This window comes from Niallia taxi (genome assembly GCF_004005475.1).
GTDB lineage: Bacteria > Bacillota > Bacilli > Bacillales > Cytobacillaceae > Niallia > Niallia taxi.
The window spans coordinates 1-20,208 of record NZ_RZTZ01000006.1; the positions used below are offsets into that span (position 1 = coordinate 1).

19 protein-coding genes and 2 riboswitches are annotated in these 20,208 nt (G+C 38.9%); of the genes, 8 read left to right on the top strand and 11 right to left on the bottom strand.

The features are described 5' to 3' along the window. Positions 1-183: 183 nt before the first annotated feature. The 7 genes from EM808_RS15585 (at position 184) to EM808_RS15615 (ending at position 9,547) form a co-directional block, all read left to right on the top strand. On the top strand, positions 184-1,563 hold the full coding sequence (locus tag EM808_RS15585) for an APC family permease (RefSeq protein ID WP_164849679.1): 1,380 nt from the start codon (positions 184-186) through the stop codon (positions 1,561-1,563). Between the two features lie 81 nt (positions 1,564-1,644). Then, positions 1,645-1,750: riboswitch (guanidine-I (ykkC/yxkD leader) on the top strand. A 52-nt stretch (positions 1,751-1,802) separates the two neighbouring features. Continuing rightward, a complete protein-coding gene (locus EM808_RS15590; protein ID WP_127739142.1) occupies positions 1,803-2,525 on the top strand; it encodes an urea amidolyase associated protein UAAP1 in 723 nt (240 codons plus the stop codon). Next, positions 2,525-3,175, top strand: a complete 651-nt coding sequence (locus tag EM808_RS15595; RefSeq protein WP_127739143.1) for an urea amidolyase associated protein UAAP2 — start codon at positions 2,525-2,527, stop codon at positions 3,173-3,175. The genes EM808_RS15590 and EM808_RS15595 overlap by 1 nt, the downstream gene beginning before the upstream one ends. 16 nt (positions 3,176-3,191) lie before the next feature. Then, complete coding sequence (uca, locus tag EM808_RS15600) at positions 3,192-6,842, top strand: urea carboxylase (RefSeq protein ID WP_127739144.1); 3,651 nt, start codon at positions 3,192-3,194, stop codon at positions 6,840-6,842. After that, entirely contained in the window at positions 6,805-8,574 is a 1,770-nt protein-coding gene (atzF, locus tag EM808_RS15605) for an allophanate hydrolase (RefSeq protein ID WP_127739145.1), read from the top strand. Before uca ends, atzF begins: the two co-directional genes overlap by 38 nt. A gap of 147 nt (positions 8,575-8,721) precedes the next feature. Further along, a riboswitch (guanidine-I (ykkC/yxkD leader) is annotated at positions 8,722-8,820 on the top strand. 69 nt (positions 8,821-8,889) lie between these two features. After that, the gene (locus EM808_RS15610) at positions 8,890-9,231 is read left to right on the top strand and encodes a DMT family transporter (RefSeq protein ID WP_127739146.1); all 342 of its coding nucleotides are present in this window, start codon (positions 8,890-8,892) and stop codon (positions 9,229-9,231) included. Position 9,232: 1 nt separating this feature from the next. Next, complete coding sequence (locus EM808_RS15615) at positions 9,233-9,547, top strand: DMT family transporter (protein WP_127739147.1); 315 nt, start codon at positions 9,233-9,235, stop codon at positions 9,545-9,547. 231 nt (positions 9,548-9,778) lie between these two features. On the opposite strand, the gene EM808_RS15620 is transcribed toward EM808_RS15615, so the two are convergent. From EM808_RS15620 to EM808_RS15635, 4 genes are read right to left on the bottom strand one after another with little or no spacing between them, the layout of a single operon-like run. After that, complete coding sequence (locus tag EM808_RS15620) at positions 9,779-10,549, bottom strand: PHP domain-containing protein (RefSeq protein WP_127739148.1); 771 nt, start codon at positions 10,547-10,549, stop codon at positions 9,779-9,781. A 19-nt stretch (positions 10,550-10,568) separates the two neighbouring features. Beyond that, positions 10,569-11,387 carry an energy-coupling factor transporter transmembrane component T family protein gene (locus tag EM808_RS15625; RefSeq protein ID WP_127739149.1) on the bottom strand — a complete coding sequence of 273 codons (819 nt, stop codon included), beginning with the start codon at positions 11,385-11,387 and terminating at the stop codon, positions 10,569-10,571. Further along, positions 11,366-13,072 (bottom strand): ABC transporter ATP-binding protein, encoded by a 1,707-nt coding sequence (locus EM808_RS15630; protein WP_127739150.1) that lies wholly within the window; start codon positions 13,070-13,072, stop codon positions 11,366-11,368. The genes EM808_RS15625 and EM808_RS15630 overlap by 22 nt, the downstream gene beginning before the upstream one ends. Next, the gene (locus EM808_RS15635) at positions 13,069-13,926 is read right to left on the bottom strand and encodes a cell division protein FtsQ (RefSeq protein WP_127739151.1); all 858 of its coding nucleotides are present in this window, start codon (positions 13,924-13,926) and stop codon (positions 13,069-13,071) included. The genes EM808_RS15630 and EM808_RS15635 overlap by 4 nt, the downstream gene beginning before the upstream one ends. A 163-nt stretch (positions 13,927-14,089) precedes the next feature. Here EM808_RS15635 and EM808_RS15640 point away from each other — a divergent pair, with 163 nt between their 5' ends. Beyond that, entirely contained in the window at positions 14,090-14,905 is an 816-nt protein-coding gene (locus EM808_RS15640; protein ID WP_164849680.1) for a MurR/RpiR family transcriptional regulator, read from the top strand. Between the two features lie 69 nt (positions 14,906-14,974). On the opposite strand, the gene EM808_RS15645 is transcribed toward EM808_RS15640, so the two are convergent. From EM808_RS15645 to EM808_RS15675, 7 genes are all read right to left on the bottom strand, one after another. Next, positions 14,975-15,232 (bottom strand): DUF2798 domain-containing protein, encoded by a 258-nt coding sequence (locus EM808_RS15645; protein ID WP_127739153.1) that lies wholly within the window; start codon positions 15,230-15,232, stop codon positions 14,975-14,977. 21 nt (positions 15,233-15,253) lie between these two features. Continuing rightward, positions 15,254-15,580: an antibiotic biosynthesis monooxygenase gene (locus EM808_RS15650; RefSeq protein ID WP_127739154.1), complete on the bottom strand. Its 327-nt coding sequence runs from the start codon at positions 15,578-15,580 to the stop codon at positions 15,254-15,256. 110 nt (positions 15,581-15,690) lie between these two features. Continuing rightward, the gene (locus tag EM808_RS15655; RefSeq protein WP_127739155.1) at positions 15,691-16,131 is read right to left on the bottom strand and encodes a MarR family winged helix-turn-helix transcriptional regulator; all 441 of its coding nucleotides are present in this window, start codon (positions 16,129-16,131) and stop codon (positions 15,691-15,693) included. A 25-nt stretch (positions 16,132-16,156) separates the two neighbouring features. Further along, complete coding sequence (locus EM808_RS15660; protein ID WP_127739156.1) at positions 16,157-16,609, bottom strand: hypothetical protein; 453 nt, start codon at positions 16,607-16,609, stop codon at positions 16,157-16,159. Positions 16,610-16,723: 114 nt separating this feature from the next. Next, positions 16,724-18,160 (bottom strand): glycoside hydrolase family 1 protein, encoded by a 1,437-nt coding sequence (locus tag EM808_RS15665; RefSeq protein ID WP_127739157.1) that lies wholly within the window; start codon positions 18,158-18,160, stop codon positions 16,724-16,726. Positions 18,161-18,472: 312 nt separating this feature from the next. Continuing rightward, on the bottom strand, positions 18,473-19,372 hold the full coding sequence (locus EM808_RS15670) for an NAD(P)/FAD-dependent oxidoreductase (RefSeq protein ID WP_127739158.1): 900 nt from the start codon (positions 19,370-19,372) through the stop codon (positions 18,473-18,475). Positions 19,373-19,616: 244 nt separating this feature from the next. Further along, complete coding sequence (locus tag EM808_RS15675) at positions 19,617-20,096, bottom strand: hypothetical protein (RefSeq protein WP_127739159.1); 480 nt, start codon at positions 20,094-20,096, stop codon at positions 19,617-19,619. Positions 20,097-20,208: the final 112 nt, after the last annotated feature.

The window sequence follows — 20,208 nt, forward strand, 5'->3', positions numbered from 1 at the left end:
CTGTGAAAATCTTTTTACTCATTATTTTCTCCGTCTCCATGTTTCTCTAGTTGTGTTACATAATTATACAAAAAAATACCCTATAGGTAGACTTTTTTTAAGTGTCTACTCTATAGGGTACATTTTAAAATTCTTCCGGGCTTTTATTTTTTCAAATTTATTTTGGAAAAGAGGATGAATAATATGATTAATCAAAAACCGACACTCACAAAAACCTTAAAGCTCCATCAAGTCGTCTTCATGGGCCTTGCGTGGATGACACCAATGATATTTTTTACTGTTTATGGAGTTGCATTTGAAGCGGCAGATGGCATGATGACTCCTGCTTATTTGATTGCTTTTCTAGCAATCTTTTTTACCGCCTTCAGTTACAGCCGCATGGTTAAGGCTTACCCTATTTCTGGCTCTGCTTATACGTATACAAAAAAATCCATTCATCCGAAGGTCGGTTTTTTAGTCGGTTGGGCCCTTTTATTAGATTATGTATTCTCCCCTATTATCGCTATTTTAACTTTTGGCATCTTTATGAATACAGAATTCCCCTCTATTCCGGTATTCGTTTGGATTATTATCATGAATATTGTGCTAGTTATTGTGAACATCGTCGGCATTAAATCTGCAGCCCGCATCAGCGGTATATCTGTCCTTGTGCAAATTGCCTTTATCGTGTTATTTTGTGCACTAATTGTTAAGGATGTTATTACTGGTGACACTGCTGCTAGCTCGCTCTTTTCCCTTTCACCGTTTTTAAGTGATCATAGTTCATTAAGCGCAGTATTTACTGGTGCTTCCCTAATTTGCTTCTGTTTTCTTGGCTTTGATGCAGTCACTACCATGTCTGAAGAAACAATAAAAGCAGAAAAAACCGTATCGAAAGCAATTTTTCTAATCGTTCTTATTGCGGCTGTCATGTATATTGCTATTTCTTATTTAACACAAGTTGCTTTTCCTAACTTTGCATTTTCGAATCCAGATAATGCTGCATACGCACTTGTTCAGCTTGTTGGTGGTAATCTATTAAGCTCTATCTTTATTATGGTGTTGATAATTGCCACCTTCACTCAAGGCGTTTCCTCCATGACAAGTGTAAGCAGATTTCTGTACGCTTTAGGCCGTGAATCGATTCTCCCTGTGAAGCTGTTTACAGCTATTCATCCAAAATACAAAACTCCTGTTGCTAACATCATCTTTGTTGGAGTAATTTCCTTCGCTGCTGTCTTTTTTGATCTTGATACAGCTGTAACCTTTGTCAGCTTCGGTGCTTTGACTGCCTTTACCTTTGTGAATATTTCTGTGATCGCCCACTACTATATGAAGCAAAAAGAACGGTCCTTGAAGGGAACCTTTGTCTATCTTGTTTTCCCGTTAATTGGCGCTGGTTTCATTTGCTGGCTGCTGACACTGCTTAATAAACAAACACTAATGTATGGATTGGCTTGGCTTATTATTGGCTTTATTTACATGGCCATAAGAAAAGCATGGATAACATCAAAAGATAAAAGCTCCACTACAAGGAAAAAATTGCTGCAACAAAAAACTATGTCAGATAATCTGACAGATTAGTAGTTTTTATTTTCAGAATAGTTATACTTTAGTTTATTAACAATCTAATAAAGGTTTTCACAATCACAATATCGTTGAAAACAAAAAGCTGTCTAGGGTTCCGTTTAAAGAGTTTTCTTTAAAGTCAGGTCCGAGAGAGAGCGTGCAGCACTTGCTGTATACACGGAAGGACAAAAGCCTGGGAGATGAAAATCTCTCTTTCGCTTTTGTCCTTTTATTTTTTTAAGGAGGGTCTATTTATGAATACAGTTATTAACATTCCTGGTGGCGGAAAGTGGTCTGGTGTAATCAGCCGTGGAAAAACGATTAAATTTACAGCAACTGAGGATGGTGCAAATCTTTCCCTGCTTTTGTATTCTGCTGCAGATACTGCTGAAAGGTATAATATGCCAGATACTTTAAAGGCACAGCATACTTCTCACTTAACGAAGGGAAATGTGCTGATGAGTGATAACGGCCGCGTCCTTGCAAGCATTATTGACGATTCATTGGGCTGGCATGACACTATATCAGGCTATATCTCACGCCGACTTGTCGACGAGCGCTATGGCAAAACAACTTATCAGGAATATAGAAATGACTGGCATCGCAGTGGTGAGGAGAACTTTGCTGTTGAATTGTTCCGCAACGGGATGACTGTTCGTGATCTTGTGCCTGTTGTCAACTTATTCTCTAAGGTCTATTGCACAGAGGATGGAAACATGCATTATGTCCTTGAGCATGCAAAAAAAGGCGACTTTATTGTCCTAAGAACAGAAATGGATGTCCTCGTAATTACATCCAATACACCGAATCCTTTAAATCCAAGCACTAAGTATCCTACTGTCCCGATAAAAATGGAGGTCACAGCTGCGGCTCCAGTTGGTGAGGATGATCACTGCCTAAATTATTGTCCTGAAAACAGGCGTGCCTTTGTAAACACATGGGATTATACAACACTTACGATAGGAGGAATGAAATAATGGCAGTACTTTATCGAGTTGAAAGCGAGCGTAAACAGGAAAATGCCTTTATAGCTGAAACAATTCCGGCAGGCGATGGCTGGACATACACATTAGAGCCAGGGCAGGTTCTGCGGATTGTCGATATAGAAGGAAATCAAGCTGCAGACACGCTCTTTTATGATGCGGAGAACCCTATTGACCATTACAGTGCAGTCAATACGATTACCAATCAAGGCAATGTATATTTAACGACTGGTTCTGTCCTTTTATCAGAGTCTGGCAAGGAGTTAGTGAAAATAGTCGCAGACACATGTGGTAACCACGATACACTCGGCGGCGCCTGTTCGGCTCAAAGCAATACTGTCCGCTATTCACATGACACACTGCCAATGCATAACTGCCGAGATACCTTTATGCTGCAGCTTTCAAACAATGACCCCCGCTTTACAAAACGGGACTTGGCTCCAAATGTTAACTTTTTTATGAATGTCCCCGTCACACCAGATGGCGGCTTAACGTTTGCTGATGGTGTGTCTGCTCCTGGCTATTATGTGGAAATGGAAGCAGCAGCTCGTGTGCTCGTGTTAATCAGCAATTGCCCACAATTAAATAATCCTTGTAATGCTTATAATCCAACCCCAATACAGGTGCTTGTTTGGGATAAATGATAAAGGAGTGACAATTATGTATACAAAAGTATTAATTGCCAACCGCGGAGCGATTGCTGTTCGCATTGAGCGTACTCTTCGAAAAATGGGAATTCTGTCTGTGGCTGTTTATACAAAAGCTGACCAAGACAGCCTTCATGTTGATTTGGCAGATGAAGCCATTTTGATTGGTGAAGGTGCTGCAAAGGATTCTTATTTAAATGCAGATCTTCTTCTACAAATAGCACAGGAAACAGGTGCTCAAGCAATTCATCCTGGCTATGGTTTTTTAAGTGAAAATGCTGATTTTGCACGGGCCTGCTTTGAGAAAAACATTGCCTTTATCGGGCCAACACCTGAGCAAATAGAGCTGTTTGGCTTAAAGCATTCCGCCAGGGAAATTGCCGAAAAAGCAAATGTTCCGATGCTTTCTGGTACGAAGCTTATAACAAAGCTTTCAACAGCTCTGTCAGAAGCAGCAAAAATCGGCTATCCTGTCATGCTGAAAAGCACAGCTGGCGGCGGCGGTATCGGCATGCGCGTTTGCGAGGATGAAACAGCATTAAGCACTGTTTTCGAGTCCGTTAGCAGGCTAGCGCAAACGAACTTTAACAACGGTGGCGTCTTTTTAGAAAAATATATTCAAAAGGCCCGTCATGTTGAAGTCCAAATATTTGGGAATGAATTCGGCGAGGTGGCAGCACTTGGTGAACGAGATTGCTCAATTCAACGCCGCAATCAAAAAGTCGTGGAGGAAAGTCCTGCCCCCTGCCTGTCTTCTGCAGTTCGTGAACAAATGCTGCTTGCTTCAAAACGCCTTGCAGCAGAGGTTGGTTATCGCAGTGCAGGAACAGTGGAATTTTTGTATGACCCAGACACAGAGCAATTTTACTTTCTTGAAGTAAACACAAGACTGCAAGTAGAGCATGGCGTAACAGAGGAAGTTCTTCGTATTGATTTAGTCGAGTGGATGGTCAGAGAATCAGCCGGTGAGTTACGTGGCCTTGAGCAATTATACAAAAAACCAGTTGGTCATAGTATCCAAGCAAGAATTTATGCAGAGGATTGCTTAAATGACTTCCGTCCAAGCGGTGGTCAGATAGATCAAGTAGTTTTCCCTGAAAATGCCCGGGTAGAATCGTGGGTACGTGATGGACTTACGGTTACATCCTTTTACGATCCGATGCTTGCAAAAATCATTGTGCATGGAGACACTCGGGAAGATGCGCTTCATAAGCTGGACATAGCCCTATCAGAGGCAAGATTTTATGGTATCACTACAAATCTATCCTATATTCGAGCACTTTTATCGGAGGATAATTGCCGAAACGGGCTTGTTTATACTCGTATGCTTGAAAACTTCTCTCCTGCTGAACAGGCAATAGAGGTGCTTGATGGTGGTATTCAAACTACTGTGCAGGATTGGCCAGGAAGAATTGGCCATTGGGACGTTGGTGTTCCTCCATGTGGACCAATGGACCCACTATCCTTCCGAATTGGAAACAAACTATTAGGCAATGCCGAAAACGCATCTGGTTTAGAGTTAACTTTACGCGGCGGCACATACCGCTTCCGCTTTGACACTTCCTTTTGTTTAACTGGTGCTGATATGCATGCAACTCTTGGGGATGTGGAAGTACCGATGTACACAATCATCCATGCAAAGAGAGGTCAAACGTTAACATTTGGTGAAGCTGATACAGGAATGCGGACGTATTTCCTTATTGCTGGCGGCTTGGATATGCCCCTTTATTTAGGCAGTGCCGCAACCTTTACTCTTGGTGGCTTTGGTGGACATGGCGGCAGAGCATTACGAACTGGTGACGTATTGTCTGTTAACGATGCTTCCCTGCCTGCTTATACTTACATCCATAATGACCGTAAACCAGTATTCACAAAAGAATGGACAATTGGTGTCATCCCTGGCCCGCATTGCACAACAGAGTTTTTGTTGCCAGAATATTTGGAGCAGCTGACAGAAACAAGCTGGGAGGTTCACTTTAATAGTTCACGGACAGGAGTTCGTTTAGTTGGTCCTGCTCCCCTTTGGTCACGCGTTGATGGTGGTGAAGCAGGTCTGCACCCATCCAATATACATGATAATGCCTACGCTGTCGGTACACTTGATTTAACTGGTGACATGCCGATATTACTCGGTCCTGATGGGCCAAGTCTCGGTGGATTTGTTTGCCCTGTCACAACTGCATCAGCTGAATTTTGGAAAATTGGCCAGCTTCATGCTGGTGACAAAATCCGCTTCAAGCTGATCACACTGGAAGCGGCAGAAGCGCTTCGCGACTCGCAGGAGCAATATCTTCTAAGCATTGGAGAAAAGGAAGTTGAGATTCTGCCAGCACTTACCGAGGATATAGTCCCGCTTCCTTGCGATTACCCTGTATTACTAGAACAGTCAACAGGCAGAATTCCGATGAAAATCAGAGCCGCTGGTGATAAGCATGTGTTAGTTGAATATGGTGAGATGGAGCTAGACCTGCTGCTGCGTTTTCAGGTTCATGCTTTAATGGAAGCCATTCAAAAAGAAACTGATTTGCCTATCGTTGAAATGACACCAGGCATACGTTCACTGCAGATTCATATTGATGCATCCAAAATGACAGTTAAAAAACTAAGCAACATAATTGCTTCTATCAATGACTCACTCCCACCATTAGAGGAGATTGAAGTGCCATCACGTATTGTCCGCCTTCCCCTATCATGGGATGATCCATCAACACAATTGGCTATCGACAGATACCAAAAGAATGTTAGACCTGACGCTCCTTGGTGTCCTAGTAATTTAGAATTCATACGACGTGTTAACGGATTAAATGATATGGATGAAGTGAAGCGAATTGTCTTTGATGCCAATTATCTTGTCCTTGGCCTTGGCGATGTGTATCTTGGCGCACCTGTCGCAACACCGGTAGACCCGCGCCACCGTCTTGTTACAACAAAATATAATCCTGCCCGAACTTGGACACCAGAAAATGCAGTTGGTATCGGCGGTGCTTATATGTGTGTTTATGGTATGGAAGGACCAGGAGGCTATCAATTTGTCGGCCGAACTGTTCAAGTATGGAACAGATTGCGGGAAACAGAAAGCTTTCAGGCTGGAAAGCCATGGCTGCTTCGCTTCTTTGATCAAATTTCATTTTATCCAGTCAGTGCGGATGAATTACTAGTAATGCGCGAAGACTTCCTGCGCGGAAGATTTGAAATTGATATAACCGAAACAACCTTTAAGCTTGGTGATTATTTAACTTTTCTATCCTCCATTGAGGAAAGTACAAATACATTCCGGAGCACACAGCAAGCCGCCTTCCATGAAGAGCGTGAAAGATGGCAGGAGCTTGGTTTGGCAGAATATATATCAGAGCAAGAAACAGCTGAGCCTGCAGAGGAAGTGCTTCCAGATGGAGCAGAAGCTGTGCGCAGCTCCATGCCAGGAAGTGTTTGGAAGGTACTAGTTTCATCTGGAGACCGCGTTCAAAAAGGCGATACATTAATCATTGAAGAAAGCATGAAAATGGAATTTCCACAAGTAGCTCCTTTTGATGGAACCATTGAATCTATTCATGTTGCCCCTGGTGATGAGGTATATGCAGGCCAATTAATTGTTTCTATTAAAAAAGCAGAAAGCGGTGATTTAAGTGCAGACAAATTCCCTAAAGACATTATCCATTCATGAAATTCAGGCAGGATATGAAAACGGCATGTTAACGCCTGAAGCACTTATAGAGCTTATTATCGAACGGGCTGAGGCTGATAAGGATTTCAATATTTGGATTACTCCCCCTTCCTGGAGCTTTATTCGTTCCTATATTGATAATCTCAATTTAATCGACAGAGATAAGTCACCTTTATGGGGTATTCCTTTTGCCATCAAGGATAATATTGATCTTGCAGGTGTTCCAACAACTGCTGGATGTCCTGATTTTGCCTATACACCTGAAAAAAGTGCCACTATTGTTCAGCGCTTAATTAATGCAGGTGCCATTCCGATCGGAAAAACAAATTTAGACCAGTTCGCCACTGGACTTGTCGGCACGAGAAGTCCTTTCGGAGAAACACAAAACGCATTAAGACCAGAGCTAATCAGTGGTGGTTCAAGCTCTGGTTCGGCAGTGTCTGTGGCGCGCGGTCAAGCAGCTTTTTCCCTTGGAACAGATACTGCCGGCTCTGGTCGTGTCCCAGCAGCCTTAAACGGACTTATCGGGTTCAAGCCAAGTCTTGGTGCATGGCCAGTTAAAGGGGTTGTCCCTGCATGTGCAAGCATAGATTGTGTCACTGTATTTTCTAATAATCTTCAAGACACTGTTTTAGTGGATGAAGCTGTTCGAGGCTTTGATAAAGAAGATCCTTGGTCAAAGACTGTAAAGAGAGAGCCTTCCTCTCTGCCTAAGCGCCTATTAATCCCAGCGGATTCTCCTGAATTTTATGGACCTTTTGCAAAGGAATATGAACAAGCCTGGCAAACAGCTTTAACAAAAGTTAACAGACTCGGAATCCTTATCGAAAAGATAGATGTAAGCTACTTGCTAGAAGCAGCTTCTGTTTTATATGATGGGCCATGGGTTGCAGAAAGATGGTCTGATTTAGGAGCGTTTATTGAGGAGCATCCAAACTCAAGCCTATCTGTAACGGAAGCCGTGTTACGTACTGGAGCTAAATCAGCATATACTGCCTCCTCTTTGTTTCAAGCAATGCATAAGCTACAAGCATCAAAACGGAAAGCGCATATCCAGCTCGAAGATGCAGTATTAATAATGCCAACTGCTGGAGGAACATGGACACGGGCTGAGGTTCGCAGCGATCCCCTTCAAACAAACAGTCAAATGGGGCTTTATACAAATCATTGTAATTTACTAGATTTATCTGCCATTAACATTCCTTCTGAACCTACAGAGGAAACATTGCCATTTGGAATTACTTTATTTTCAGGAGCTAATGATGAACATCTTATTACAGGGCTTGCAGAAAAATTTTTAAATGAGTCTCCTGTGCCGACGCAAACAAATACGATTACTATTGCAGTTTGTGGACTGCACATGCAAGGGTACCCCCTTGAAGTGCAAATGAAGGAGCATGATGCCAAATTTATTACAAAGGCAAAAACTTCTGCCAACTATCAGCTGATTGAATTAAATACTGTTCCAGCAAAGCCTGGTCTTATTCGTAATCCGATCATGGGAGCTGTAATTGATCTTGAATTATGGGAAATGCCTGTTCAACAACTAGGTGCTTTCTTATCACTCATTCCATCACCACTTGGAATTGGTACGATTGAACTTAAAAACGGTACGTTTGTTAAAGGATTTTTGTGTGAGCAATGGGCTGCAGATGAAGGAAAGGATATTACTCGTTTCGGTGGCTGGCATCAATATTCAGCTAGCAAGCCGTCAGCGCATTCCGTTTTATAACATAATCGAGAAGGGTTAAAAATAACCCTTCTTTTCTCATTATCTCTCTTTTTCTCCCGTTCTTTGAAAAAACCTCCCTTTTTCTCCACTTTATCTACCTTGAATCTTAAAAAGATATCAGTATAATGAAAAGTAATTATATAGCTCGAAAATGTTTTCTAGGGTTCCGCAGCAATTCTGCTGGTCTGGTCCGAGAGAAAACTCACAGCGTTTGCTGTGTCACGGAAGGACAAAAGCCTGGGAGAAACTGTTTATCAGTTTACTCCCAGGCTTTTGTTTTTTTTTCGGGCAAAAATAAATTTGGAGGTGCATCACATGAATTCCACTTGGATTCAAGTATTTATTGCAGCATTTTTTGAAGTATTTTGGGTTATTGGCTTAAAGCATTCTGATAGTTTTCTAACATGGACAGGAACGGCAATATGTATCGTTATCAGCTTTTATGTCATGATTATGGCGGGGAAAAAACTGCCAGTTGGAACGGTTTATGCTGTTTTTGTAGGATTGGGAACTGCAGGAACCATATTTACGGAAATTCTATTCTTTGGTGTTCCATTTAAGATCGAAAAAGTTCTTTTGATCTTGCTTTTGTTAGCAGGAGTAATCGGTTTGAAATTAGTAACAAAGGATAAAACGCAAAAAGGAGATGTATCTTAACATGGCTTGGATCGCTTTAATTGCAGCAGGACTTTGTGAAATGTTTGGTGTAACAATGATAAATAAATTGCATAAAGACCGAAACTGGCAGTCTGTCCTATTACTGATTCTTGGATTTGGATTAAGCTTTGTTTTCCTTGCATACGCAATGGAAACACTTCCAATGGGTACTGCCTATGCAATTTGGACAGGAATTGGTGCATCAGGCGGAGCAATACTTGGTATGATTCTTTACGGAGAGTCCAAAGACTGGCGAAGACTTATATTTATCGCAATGGTTTTAGGTGCAGCAGTTGGGTTAAAGCTGGTTTCATAGAGGAGTGTTATTAAAAAACTAGTGAAATAAATATCAACTCAAAAAACCGAACAAGTTCGTTTGTTCGGTTTTTTTCTGTATTAAAAATCAGCTTAAATATATAGAGTGTGAAGACCACTCCACTCCTGCTCTCTTGCGAATCCAAGTTTTCTCCACAGAATTTAATGCAGCTGGAAATCAAATAATATTTGTTTTTGCGAAGGATTTGTTCGTTATTTCACTTCGTCCTTATTAACTGATAACTTCCTTTTTGGCAAGGAGCTGCTTCATCAGTTTTTTTGCTAGCGTTGCGGAGCGAACACGCAAATGTAAATCTGGAGAAATTTCAACTGAGTATTGCCTGCTTTTGATTGCTGCTTTTAATTCAGTTATCGTTGAACAGTCTTGTTCTAGATCGTTTAAAACCGCACCGTACTGAAGAAATTGATGTGTATCACTTCCTGCTGTGACCGGAAGACCGAGTTTATCTGCTAGCCAATAAACATTTTCTTTATTTTCGTCAATCCCAATAGAGTAAAGATCCTTTCCATTTAAATCAAGTGCATCTAGTCTTCTTAATACACTTGGCTCATGCTGGGTAAGTGGTGTACTTGGTCTAAACGGATGTCCTCCAATTTTAATGGTTTCATAGGAATCAGCAATGTCGAGTAATGCAGCAAGTGTAATAAATTTATCTTCCTCTAAATGAGGCTGTAAGCTTTTAAACATATGTACTATTGCTTTTCGATTGCTAATCAACAGAATGTGACCAACACCCTCCACATCTACCTCCATGCCTGGAAATATCTTTAGTCCTTCTACCTCATAATAATCATCGTTATAAAGGTAATGCTGGTCTAAATAATCATAAACATCGAGAAATCTTTGTGTGTTGAAATGCTCTGTTAATGCAATGGCATCAAGGCCCGCTGCTTTTGCTTCTTTCACCATTGTTTGAAAATAATCTGGCATAAATTCCGATTTTTTTGATATTTTTACATGTGTGTGTAAATCAATTTTCATGTTAGAAGCTCCTTTTCATTTATAATTGGAAAGCCACCATATACAGGGAAATAATATAAACTATGCTAATTGTTAGAAATCCATAATCATTTCTGCCAATTTTAAGTGTTTGAAGCTTCAGCTTTTTTACAACTGGATTTTTGAATGCATTTTTGCTTCCCTTTGTTTCAAGTGCCTCTACCGTTGTCCGTGCACGTTTTGCTACACTAAGAAGCAGCGGATAAAAGGACAATACTGCAAGCCTAATGAAGTAATAGGTAATTCTCCAATAAAGAAACCCCTTCTTATCAGGCGCTCTTCCTCTTAATCGATAGGACATAAATACATGATTATACTCCTCAAGCAACAGTGGAAGCATTCTATAGCCATAAGAAATCGAAAATGAAACTTGTCCTGGCACCCCAATACTCAATAACCCAACACTTAGCTTTTCAGGACTCATGGAGCAAAAGACCGTGATACTTGCTAAAGAAATAACTGCCAGCTTCACTGTTAGCATAATTAATGGCAGTAATACAGTAATATTCCCACCAAAAAATAAGGTAGCAATAAACATATAGCCGCCTTGACCAAGTATGCCAAGAATAAGTATAAACAGAATCAACCTGCTTACTTTCGTCATAACGGTAGTGATAATTGTCGCAAGGAGCATCCCTAGTAATACAACTTGTTCATCAATAAACCATGGTGCAATTCCAAAAAAACCATACCAGATGAACAAGATACGCGGGTCTAATTTCGCAATGAAGGTTTGGTCATTCGCATATGCCGTATTCATCAGCTCGATTTTCATTTGCTCTACATTCAGCTTGTCGATCATGTTTTTTGCATAATCCATGCAGATTCCTCCTGAAAAAAATCTATAAATGAATCAATCGTATATTTAGCAGGTGTTATGTTGAGCTTATGTGATAACTCTACAATTTGCGGAGGAATAATCCCCGCCCTTCTCATCAGTAAGGAATTAGAAAATAACCCTTCCTTGTCACCATCATAAATAACTTGGCCATTGTTCATAACGACAACACGTGTAGCCCATTCACTGACAAGCTGCATATCATGTGTGGCGATCAACACTAACTCTGTTCTAACTGCCAGCTTATCAATGAATTGAGTGAGGTGCTTCCGGGTAGCAATATCCAAATTGGCAGTTGGTTCATCAAGGAGAATTATAGCTGGATTCATAGCAGCACCAATAGCAAGAGATGCTCTCCGCTGCTGGCCCCCACTCATTAGCCTGCTGTCTTTATGCTGAAGCTCGGAAAGCTGGAAAAGCTCTAGAATATGATCTACTATCTCTTCGTATCCTTGTTGTTTACGAGCCTTCAAGAAAAACTCTACATCCTTGCGCACAGAGTCCTCAATAAACATCTGTTCTGGATTTTGGTATATATATGTAACGATGTCAGCCAGTTTTTCTGGTGACTGTTTTGCTGTTGACTTCCCCTTAATAGAAACAGTTCCAGCATTAGGTTTTCGAAATCCTGTCAACAAACGAAGCAACGTCGATTTTCCAGCACCATTATTACCAACAAGCGCCACCTTTTCTCCTTTGGAAAAAGTAATATTTATATCCTGTAAAATTTGCTTATACGATCGTTCAACAGTTTGATACAAAAAATTGACATCCTTAAATTCTGCTATTGTCTCGCTGCTTTTCATAGACGGGAAATCAGTTATGGGATTTTCCTTCTTCACGAAATGCGCAAAACTGTTCCCTGCTTCCTCCAACGTAATCGGAACAGCTGCATGATTCACATTTAACCGATCGGCAGCCTGTGTTACTTGCGGAGGATATATATTTCGTGCTGTTAAATCTTCAACAGCAGTTAAAGCCTCCCGAACTGGTCTTTTCCAAACGACCCTTCCATTATCGACTAACAGAACGGTCGAGCAAAATTCGGCAATAAATTCTGTGTGATGCTCAATCACAATGATTGTTTTCTCGAATTGTTGATGCAGTTTCTTTAATACATCATACATAGATTTTGCATGGTATGGGTCTAGTTGTGCTATCGGCTCATCAAGCACGATTATCTTTGGATTTAATGCCAAACATCCTGCCAATGCAAGCAAGTGCTTCTGACCCCCGCTTAGCTGCCACACAAATTCATTCTCATAATCTTCTAATCCAACAATTCTAAGTGCTTCACGTGCTCTTTCCATATAATCAGCATAACCAAAGTGAAGTGGAGCAAATGCTGCATCTTCGATTACTCTTGCTTGAACTATCTGATTCTCAAAATCTTGATAAACATAGCCTACATGCTCGGAAAGATCTGCTACCGTATTTGAGGTTATATTCAGTCCATTAATACAAGCTTCTCCTTCAAAATCACCAGTATAATAATGGGGAATTAAACCATTCAGAAGCTTACATAGTGTTGACTTGCCGCTCCCATTCCCCCCAATAACAGCTAAGAATTCTCCCTTTTCAACAGTAATGCTGACATTCTTTAAGATTGCTTCCTCCTCATTAGGATAAGTAAAACTTACATTCTGAATATCTATTATTTTGTTCATGCTGCTTTTTTCCTTTCCTTTTTAGAGCGTTTAATAAGTACATATATAATAGTGGCAGAAACTACCGCTGCAACGCATAAGGAAATCAAGGTTAACGTTGATTCTGATATATTAGAAAATGTTGCTTCCCATTCGAAGATGTTCCATTCTGTTTCTGATAAATATTCGAACCCGAATGCAGCTACCGCCAATAAAATAACTGGAATCAAAAACCTTGGGTGTAGTATCCCGCGAATAGCATAAGCGTTATCAGGAGTACGAGGCTTCATTCCCAGCAATGGTTCTATTTTTCCGTAAAGTCTTGGCACAAGATAGAGTGTTGGCAAGAGTGCAAATAAGATACCGGAAAAAAGCACATCATTCAAGAATGAGAATCCTTCAACTACTACGACACTCTCAGCAAGCCCAGGAAGTGCTTCAAAATCATCAACCCCTACCCAAACCTTTCCAATATCGACCATCATACTTATGAGTTGATGAATAACTACGCCGGCCATTGCAGCAATACCAACTTGGCGCTTGTTCCTTGGATCCTTAACCATACTGCCAGCTAAGTACATCGCAAGGGAAAAGGAGATGAATTTCTCTAACTCTCCGAAGCCTCCGAATTGGCCAAGCATAATTTCACCAAAAATTACTTCGCCTAATGCAGCACCAATCCCAGCATAAAGGGGGTGAAACAAAATACAAAGTGTGAGTGGGATAAATGCAAAATACTCAATGGAGAATTCAACTGGACCAAGATAAATAGAAGGTACAAGTTCAGTAATCATGTTAGACAGGCCGTAAAGAGACATGGATAAAATAAATACCATCATTTTCTGTGACTGGGTAAGCGTGTAATTTGGTTTCATAGATTTGGTTCCCTCCTTCGTTCATTTCTATTACATTGTAAAAAACAAATATAAATAGCTAATATTGCAATTGTAAGAAAACCGTAAACTTTTTATCATTTTCTTTCATTTTGATATTTTTTTTGCAAGAAATGCTACGATAATAGAAAAAAGGAGAAAACCGGTGTTTAATTTAAATGAGCTGTCTTCAAGTCAATGGCGAATAGGTAACTGGATTGTCCATAATGAAGCAGAGGTCCTTATCTCTACAGAAAAGGATATTGCTGCTGCAACTGGTGTTAGCATTGCTTCTGTTTCACGGTTTTGGAAGGCAGTCGGCTTTGATAATTTGAAAGCCTTTAAGCAATTTTTAAAGGAAAAACGAGAAATTACACCAGCAAAGAAGCTGTTGAATACAATGACAGATTTAGAGTATTCCAGCTTGCAAAGTCATCATTTAAACCGAAGTATTCACCACCTGCAGGCCACATTAAACTTATTTCAAAAGGAAGCATTTGAAAAAGCCGTTGCCTCCATTTGTACATCAAATAAGCTATATATTTATGCACCAGGCCCTTCCCTTGGACTCGGTGAGCTTTTAAGCTATAGATTACGCCGATACGGTCTTGATGTGCGGATTGTAAGATGGTTTGGAAGTGAAATATTGGAGGAGCTTTTACACATAAATGAGTATTGCACTGTTATGCTTTTTAGCTTTGGAAGGCTACTTAAGGAAGCAGAGGTGCTTTTAATGCATGCTCATCAGAAAAACGGTAAAACAATTGTGATTAGTGACCAGCCTGGACTCGAAAGCCCTATTAAATATGATATCTTTCTGTATGCTGACAGAGGCGAAAAAAATGAATTTCATTCGATGATTGCCCCTCTTTTCCTAATGGAAAATCTTATTGTGGAAGTTGGAAAGGCAATTCCATCATTAGAAAATATGGAACAGCTTGATAAGCTTCGGAAAAGCTTTAAAGACTTTCTTCCTCGCTAAAAAAAACAACACCCTTTTACGCTGGGTGTTGTTACTTTATTACTTATGTGTACCAGCAAATGTAAGCATTCATCCAATCTCTGAATCCTTCATTTCATTTTCCACAAATCGAATTTTTATCATAATTTTATGAATAAATTTCGGAAAAAAGTAAGCTCCAAAAAATGCACAAATAAAGGCTTGGCTCCATGTTTTTAACCATTGTGGAAGAAAATGACTGTTATACCCAAAATTAATCGAAACAAGTATAAATGAAATAAATACACTCATGCTTAACGACATAAAGAAAGCAAAAACAAGCTGTTTATATTTTATATGAATCTTCATAACTACCCCTTAACTATACTTCTATAAGTTTGCGATTTCTATTTCTTCATATTGAGTAATCGTCTTTTTCATACTTGGTTTTTCACTGATCCCTTGCTTCCTTTGTTTATTCATCTCTTTATGCTCATTTACATGCTCTTCTCTTGACAGCCATGCAATAAAATCTTGTTTTGCCGTCCACTTTGTCACAATCGAATATTCTACAACGTCATTTTTTTCTTTTTTCCAGCATTCAGAACTTAGCAAACCAGAGACATCTTGTAATTCTGCAAACGTCTTTTTCATCTTTGCGATAATTTTAGCTTCATTCGCTTTATCCCCTTCAAAGCTCGCTTGATTAACAAACATCAAACATACCTCCATATATATTATTAAATAAATATCTTACTTACTAAGATATTAGGTATTAGTAAGGTTAACATAGATTTTTACTATTAGTCAATGAGAACTTTTCTCAATTATTTCAGCTTCTTATTTAACTTGTGAAAAACATTCAGCATTTGATCAATTTCTGTTTCTTCCAAGTCCTGCAGAAGCTCAACAAATACTGCTGCTCTATTTTCAATAATCTGATTTACAATTTTCTCTCCTTCAGCTGTTAAAGACAGCTTCACTACTCTCCTGTCTTCACTTGAGCGATATCGATTTATTAAATCATGCTTTAATAACGTATCTGTAAGAACTGTACCTCCTCCTGAAGTAATCCCTAAATACTTGGTGATTTCAGATGCTGTACAAGTTTTCACTTTATAGAGATATGTCAAAATCAGAATATGACCGTCACTTAAGTTAAAATCTGTTTTTGGAAAAAAGTCGTTTTTGGTTTTTGTTTTTCTAAAGATGCTTTCATATAGCTCTTGAAACTCTTTTAGTTTCTTATACCGTTGTTCTGAATCCATATTAACCTCGCTTCTGCGTATAATCCTAAATATTCTTCATGTATCTTATGCCTTTTTGTAAGTCTTGATAAAGGCGGTTCACTTTCTGATTTGATAGTAATTCCTTATTAGAATATAGATGTTTCCGAATTGCTACTACCAACCTTTTTATATCACATAATTCCTCATAAACCAATTCTAATTTGCCATCATCATTTTCTTTTAGATGAATTTTTATATTTACTTCATCTTTACCAACTCTATGCAGTTCCCAGTGATATTCTTCAGGCTCTTCCAATAAAGTAAAAGTTAGATAATTTCTTAGATACGGAACCGCACCTGGAAGCAGCTGACATATTGAAGCAAGAATGTCTTCTAATGGATCGGAGAACAAATACGAACAAACAAATTCAAATTTGTTATCACCTATTTTTAAATACCCCGTTGCCCATTTACTCTGGCTAATATAATCATAATGAAACACAATTTTTTTCTTCATGGAAGCTCCTTCATATCGCATTATCATAAGTCTATACCAATTAGACAAAAAAGGAACTGATCATTTGCTTGTAAATAAACAAAAGGCTGCTTTATAAAAAGCAGCCCCGTTGTTTTATAGATTCGCTCCGTTTGTAGCAATAACATCCTTGTACCAGTAGAAGGATTTCTTCTTGCTGCGGTCGAATGTTCCGCTTCCATCATCATGCTTGTCAACGTAGATATAGCCATAACGCTTAGACATTTCTCCTGATGATGCACTAACTAAGTCAATGCAGCCCCATGAAGTATAGCCCATTAACTCAACGCCGTCTTCGATTGCTTCGCCCATTGCTTTAATATGCTCACGCAGGTAGTCAATGCGATAGTCGTCATTGATAGAACCATCTTCTTCCACTTTATCGTATGCACCTAAACCATTTTCTACTACAAACAATGGTACTTGGTAACGGTCATACAGGTTGTTTAAGGAAATGCGAAGTCCTGTCGGGTCAATTTCCCAGCCCCATTCACTTGCGTTCAAGAATGGATTTTTAATGCCGCCGATAAGGTTTCCTTGTGCTTTTTCTTCGTCTGTTTTAACCTTTTTCTCTGTACGAGACATATAGTAGCTTAAGCTGATGAAATCAACTGGATATTGCTTTAACAATTCCAAGTCGCCATCTTCGATTTTCAGGTTAATGTTGTTTTCTTTAAAGTAGCGTTTAGCAAAAGTAGGGTATGCTCCTCTTACTTGAACGTCACCACACAAGTAGTTAAATACTTGCTCTTCTTTAAGTGCATGCAGGATATTTTCAGGATTGCTGTCAAATGCATATACTGGTGCATAAATTAACATACAGCCGATTTGAGCATCAGGAATAATTTCATGCCCTGCTTTAACAGCTAAGCTGCTAGCAACGAACTGGTGATGCAAGCCTTGGAAGCTGTCTTGCAGTTTTGTTTCTTGGTTTTCAGGCGAGAATCCAAGACCTAAAATAGGCATATGTGTTGCACCATTAATTTCGTTAAATGTTAACCAATATTTCACTTTATCTTTATAGCGTTTAAACAACACAGTTGCATAACGCTCAAAGAATGTAACTAGTTCACGGCTTCTCCAGCCACCGTATTCTTTGATTAAGTGAAGTGGTGTTTCATAGTGAGAAATTGTCACAACTGGCTCAATGCCATATTTAGCAAGTTCATCAAATACCTTGTCATAGAACGCAAGGCCTTCTTCATTCGGCTCAAGCTCATCACCATTAGGGAAAATACGAGACCAAGCAATACTCATACGGTATGCTTTAAAGCCCATTTCAGCAAATAGCGCGATATCTTCCTTGTAGCGGTGATAAAAATCAATACCATCATGGTTAGGGTATACATATTTAGATTTATCTATTTCGAAATCAAAACCAGTTTGTGCAATAACTTCTAAACGAATTTTGCCTCCTGGCAATACGTCAGCAAGGTTTAATCCTTTACCGCCTTCATTATATCCACCTTCTAATTGGTTGGCAGCAGTAGCTCCACCCCATAAGAAATTTTCAGGAAAAGTAAGTTTTGTCATGAGTGAATTCCTCCTAATTTAACTGGAACTAGTAATAGATTGTGTAAATCATCTAACCTAATAATACTATTAACTCGAGAAGAAAACTGGTCTGAATGAGACTAGTATTGTAATTTGCATTTTGTAAAACATTTATAAAACAGCTGTAAGTAAATATAGTAAATGGATTGTAAATAATTCTATTGTATATAATGAACGATTTTCTCCACTTTAATTCTCCGAGCCCACTGTATTGATCGTTTTGTTTTTTTTGCCAAAATAAAAAGACCAAAATAAAGATTTTGGCCTTAGGATTGTTATCATTTCTTCCTATTAAAAGTCCTCATTCACTAAATCTCCTACAACTGCTATCGCAGCTTTACTTCCTTCTGCAGCTGCAATAATCAATTGAGCAGGGGCAATAATAGAATTATCTCCACATGCATAAACTCCGGCAATTGCCGTTCGACCGGAATTATCAGTATCAATTCCTCCCATACTATTCATACTGCAGCCTAATTGTTGTGCTAATGGCGATGCCTGTTGCAAACCTGTGGTGACAAAGCCGCCTTCTCTTGCTACTTCTCTTCCACTCTTTAAAATAATTTTCCGCAATCTTCCGTCCTCTCCCTGCAGATATTCTATTTCTTCTTCTATCACTTCGATATCCTTATTTGCTAATAGCTCTCTTTGTTCACTTGACAAAACCTTTTGTCCATTTGTACACAGAACAACATCTTTACTCCAATTTCTAATCATTTTTGTCATATGAAATGCTCGCTCATTTTCTGAAATGACGACTAATGGACGGTCCTGTAATTCCCATCCATCACAAAACGGACAGCTGAACAGACTTTCTCCATAAAATTCATGGATTCCTTTAATAGCAGGAAGAATATCTGTAAGGCCAGTAGCTAAAATGACCTTTCTTGCTTCAAATGTATTGCCATCCTTCGTTAAAATAAAAAAACGATCATTTTCTGTCTTTATATCAAACACTCTTTGATTTTTGATGATTATATTAGAATACTCCTTTAAATCTTCTAAAGCATATCTTTTAAATTCAGCCGGTTTAATTTTATCTCTTGTAATAAACCCGTGAGATTCATGAGTAACAGCATTTCTTGGTTTATTATCGTCAAAAACTATGATATTCTTTTTTGCTCTTCCAAGCACAAGCGCTGCATTAAGTCCTGCTGGGCCTCCACCAATAATTACGCAATCTAATACCATATTATATCCTCTCCTATTAAATCTATTAAAGACTCCTTATATCTATTATTAAACTAAAAAAATAGTACTTTATACCAATACATTAAAGACCCTCGATATCTATAATTGATTCTAACTTAAAATAAGATATATAACAAGATATTTATCTTTTGACTAGAATATAACTTAGAAATAAATATTTATAAATTATTTCTAGTCAAAATTGCCCTAACACGATTAAAAGTACAACGCTTCCTTTCAGTCTTTACTTTCTAATAAGCTTAAGTATCCAGGGCAATACAAAACGAAAAAGAAATATGTAAAATGGAATAGAATAGAATGTCTTCCAACCTTTTAGCTTTATAAATCCAAGTTTCACTAAAGTAAATTCGATTAACAGCGAAATGACAGAAAAGATAATAACCCATGTAAACTTGTTTGATTTAGTGTAATAATTTAAGAATAAAATGGCATTAGCTGCAGGTCCGACAACGAACATAAATATGTCTGATAATCCCCCTATTGTTGGATCTCCTGAATCCATAACATCAAGCAGAAAAAAAAGGATTATATTAGACATCCAACCGCAAAAGCCAACCATGCCGAATAAAAGAATCCATTCCTTGCGTGAGATATTTTTAGTTAATATAATCGAAAGCAAAAAAAGTACCGATCCTGTTAAATAAATAAACCAGGAACCTTTCGCAAAAAGATCGAGTCTATCTAATACACCATGCCAATACATTATCATCCCTCTTTATGTTGCCTGCTTTTACGTTATTATTTTCATTACTCTAAGCATTCATTCACAAAAAGTTCTTTAACAATAAAAACTGCCTTTTATTGTCGATTTACTC

Excerpts from the sequence above, each read along its gene's own strand:
- EM808_RS15660 (WP_127739156.1), bottom strand. The coding sequence starts at position 16,609 with ATGAAGAAAAAAATTGTGTTTCATTATGATTATATTAGCCAGAGTAAA.
- EM808_RS15620 (WP_127739148.1), bottom strand. The coding sequence starts at position 10,549 with ATGAAAATTGATTTACACACACATGTAAAAATATCAAAAAAATCGGAA.
- EM808_RS15590 (WP_127739142.1), top strand. The coding sequence starts at position 1,803 with ATGAATACAGTTATTAACATTCCTGGTGGCGGAAAGTGGTCTGGTGTA.
- EM808_RS15595 (WP_127739143.1), top strand. The coding sequence starts at position 2,525 with ATGGCAGTACTTTATCGAGTTGAAAGCGAGCGTAAACAGGAAAATGCC.
- EM808_RS15645 (WP_127739153.1), bottom strand. The coding sequence starts at position 15,232 with ATGAAGATTCATATAAAATATAAACAGCTTGTTTTTGCTTTCTTTATG.
- EM808_RS15650 (WP_127739154.1), bottom strand. The coding sequence starts at position 15,580 with ATGTTTGTTAATCAAGCGAGCTTTGAAGGGGATAAAGCGAATGAAGCT.
- EM808_RS15630 (WP_127739150.1), bottom strand. The coding sequence starts at position 13,072 with ATGAACAAAATAATAGATATTCAGAATGTAAGTTTTACTTATCCTAAT.
- EM808_RS15655 (WP_127739155.1), bottom strand. The coding sequence starts at position 16,131 with ATGGATTCAGAACAACGGTATAAGAAACTAAAAGAGTTTCAAGAGCTA.
- EM808_RS15610 (WP_127739146.1), top strand. The coding sequence starts at position 8,890 with ATGAATTCCACTTGGATTCAAGTATTTATTGCAGCATTTTTTGAAGTA.
- EM808_RS15625 (WP_127739149.1), bottom strand. The coding sequence starts at position 11,387 with ATGGATTATGCAAAAAACATGATCGACAAGCTGAATGTAGAGCAAATG.
- EM808_RS15635 (WP_127739151.1), bottom strand. The coding sequence starts at position 13,926 with ATGAAACCAAATTACACGCTTACCCAGTCACAGAAAATGATGGTATTT.
- uca (WP_127739144.1), top strand. The coding sequence starts at position 3,192 with ATGTATACAAAAGTATTAATTGCCAACCGCGGAGCGATTGCTGTTCGC.
- EM808_RS15585 (WP_164849679.1), top strand. The coding sequence starts at position 184 with ATGATTAATCAAAAACCGACACTCACAAAAACCTTAAAGCTCCATCAA.
- EM808_RS15615 (WP_127739147.1), top strand. The coding sequence starts at position 9,233 with ATGGCTTGGATCGCTTTAATTGCAGCAGGACTTTGTGAAATGTTTGGT.
- EM808_RS15675 (WP_127739159.1), bottom strand. The coding sequence starts at position 20,096 with ATGTATTGGCATGGTGTATTAGATAGACTCGATCTTTTTGCGAAAGGT.
- EM808_RS15665 (WP_127739157.1), bottom strand. The coding sequence starts at position 18,160 with ATGACAAAACTTACTTTTCCTGAAAATTTCTTATGGGGTGGAGCTACT.
- EM808_RS15670 (WP_127739158.1), bottom strand. The coding sequence starts at position 19,372 with ATGGTATTAGATTGCGTAATTATTGGTGGAGGCCCAGCAGGACTTAAT.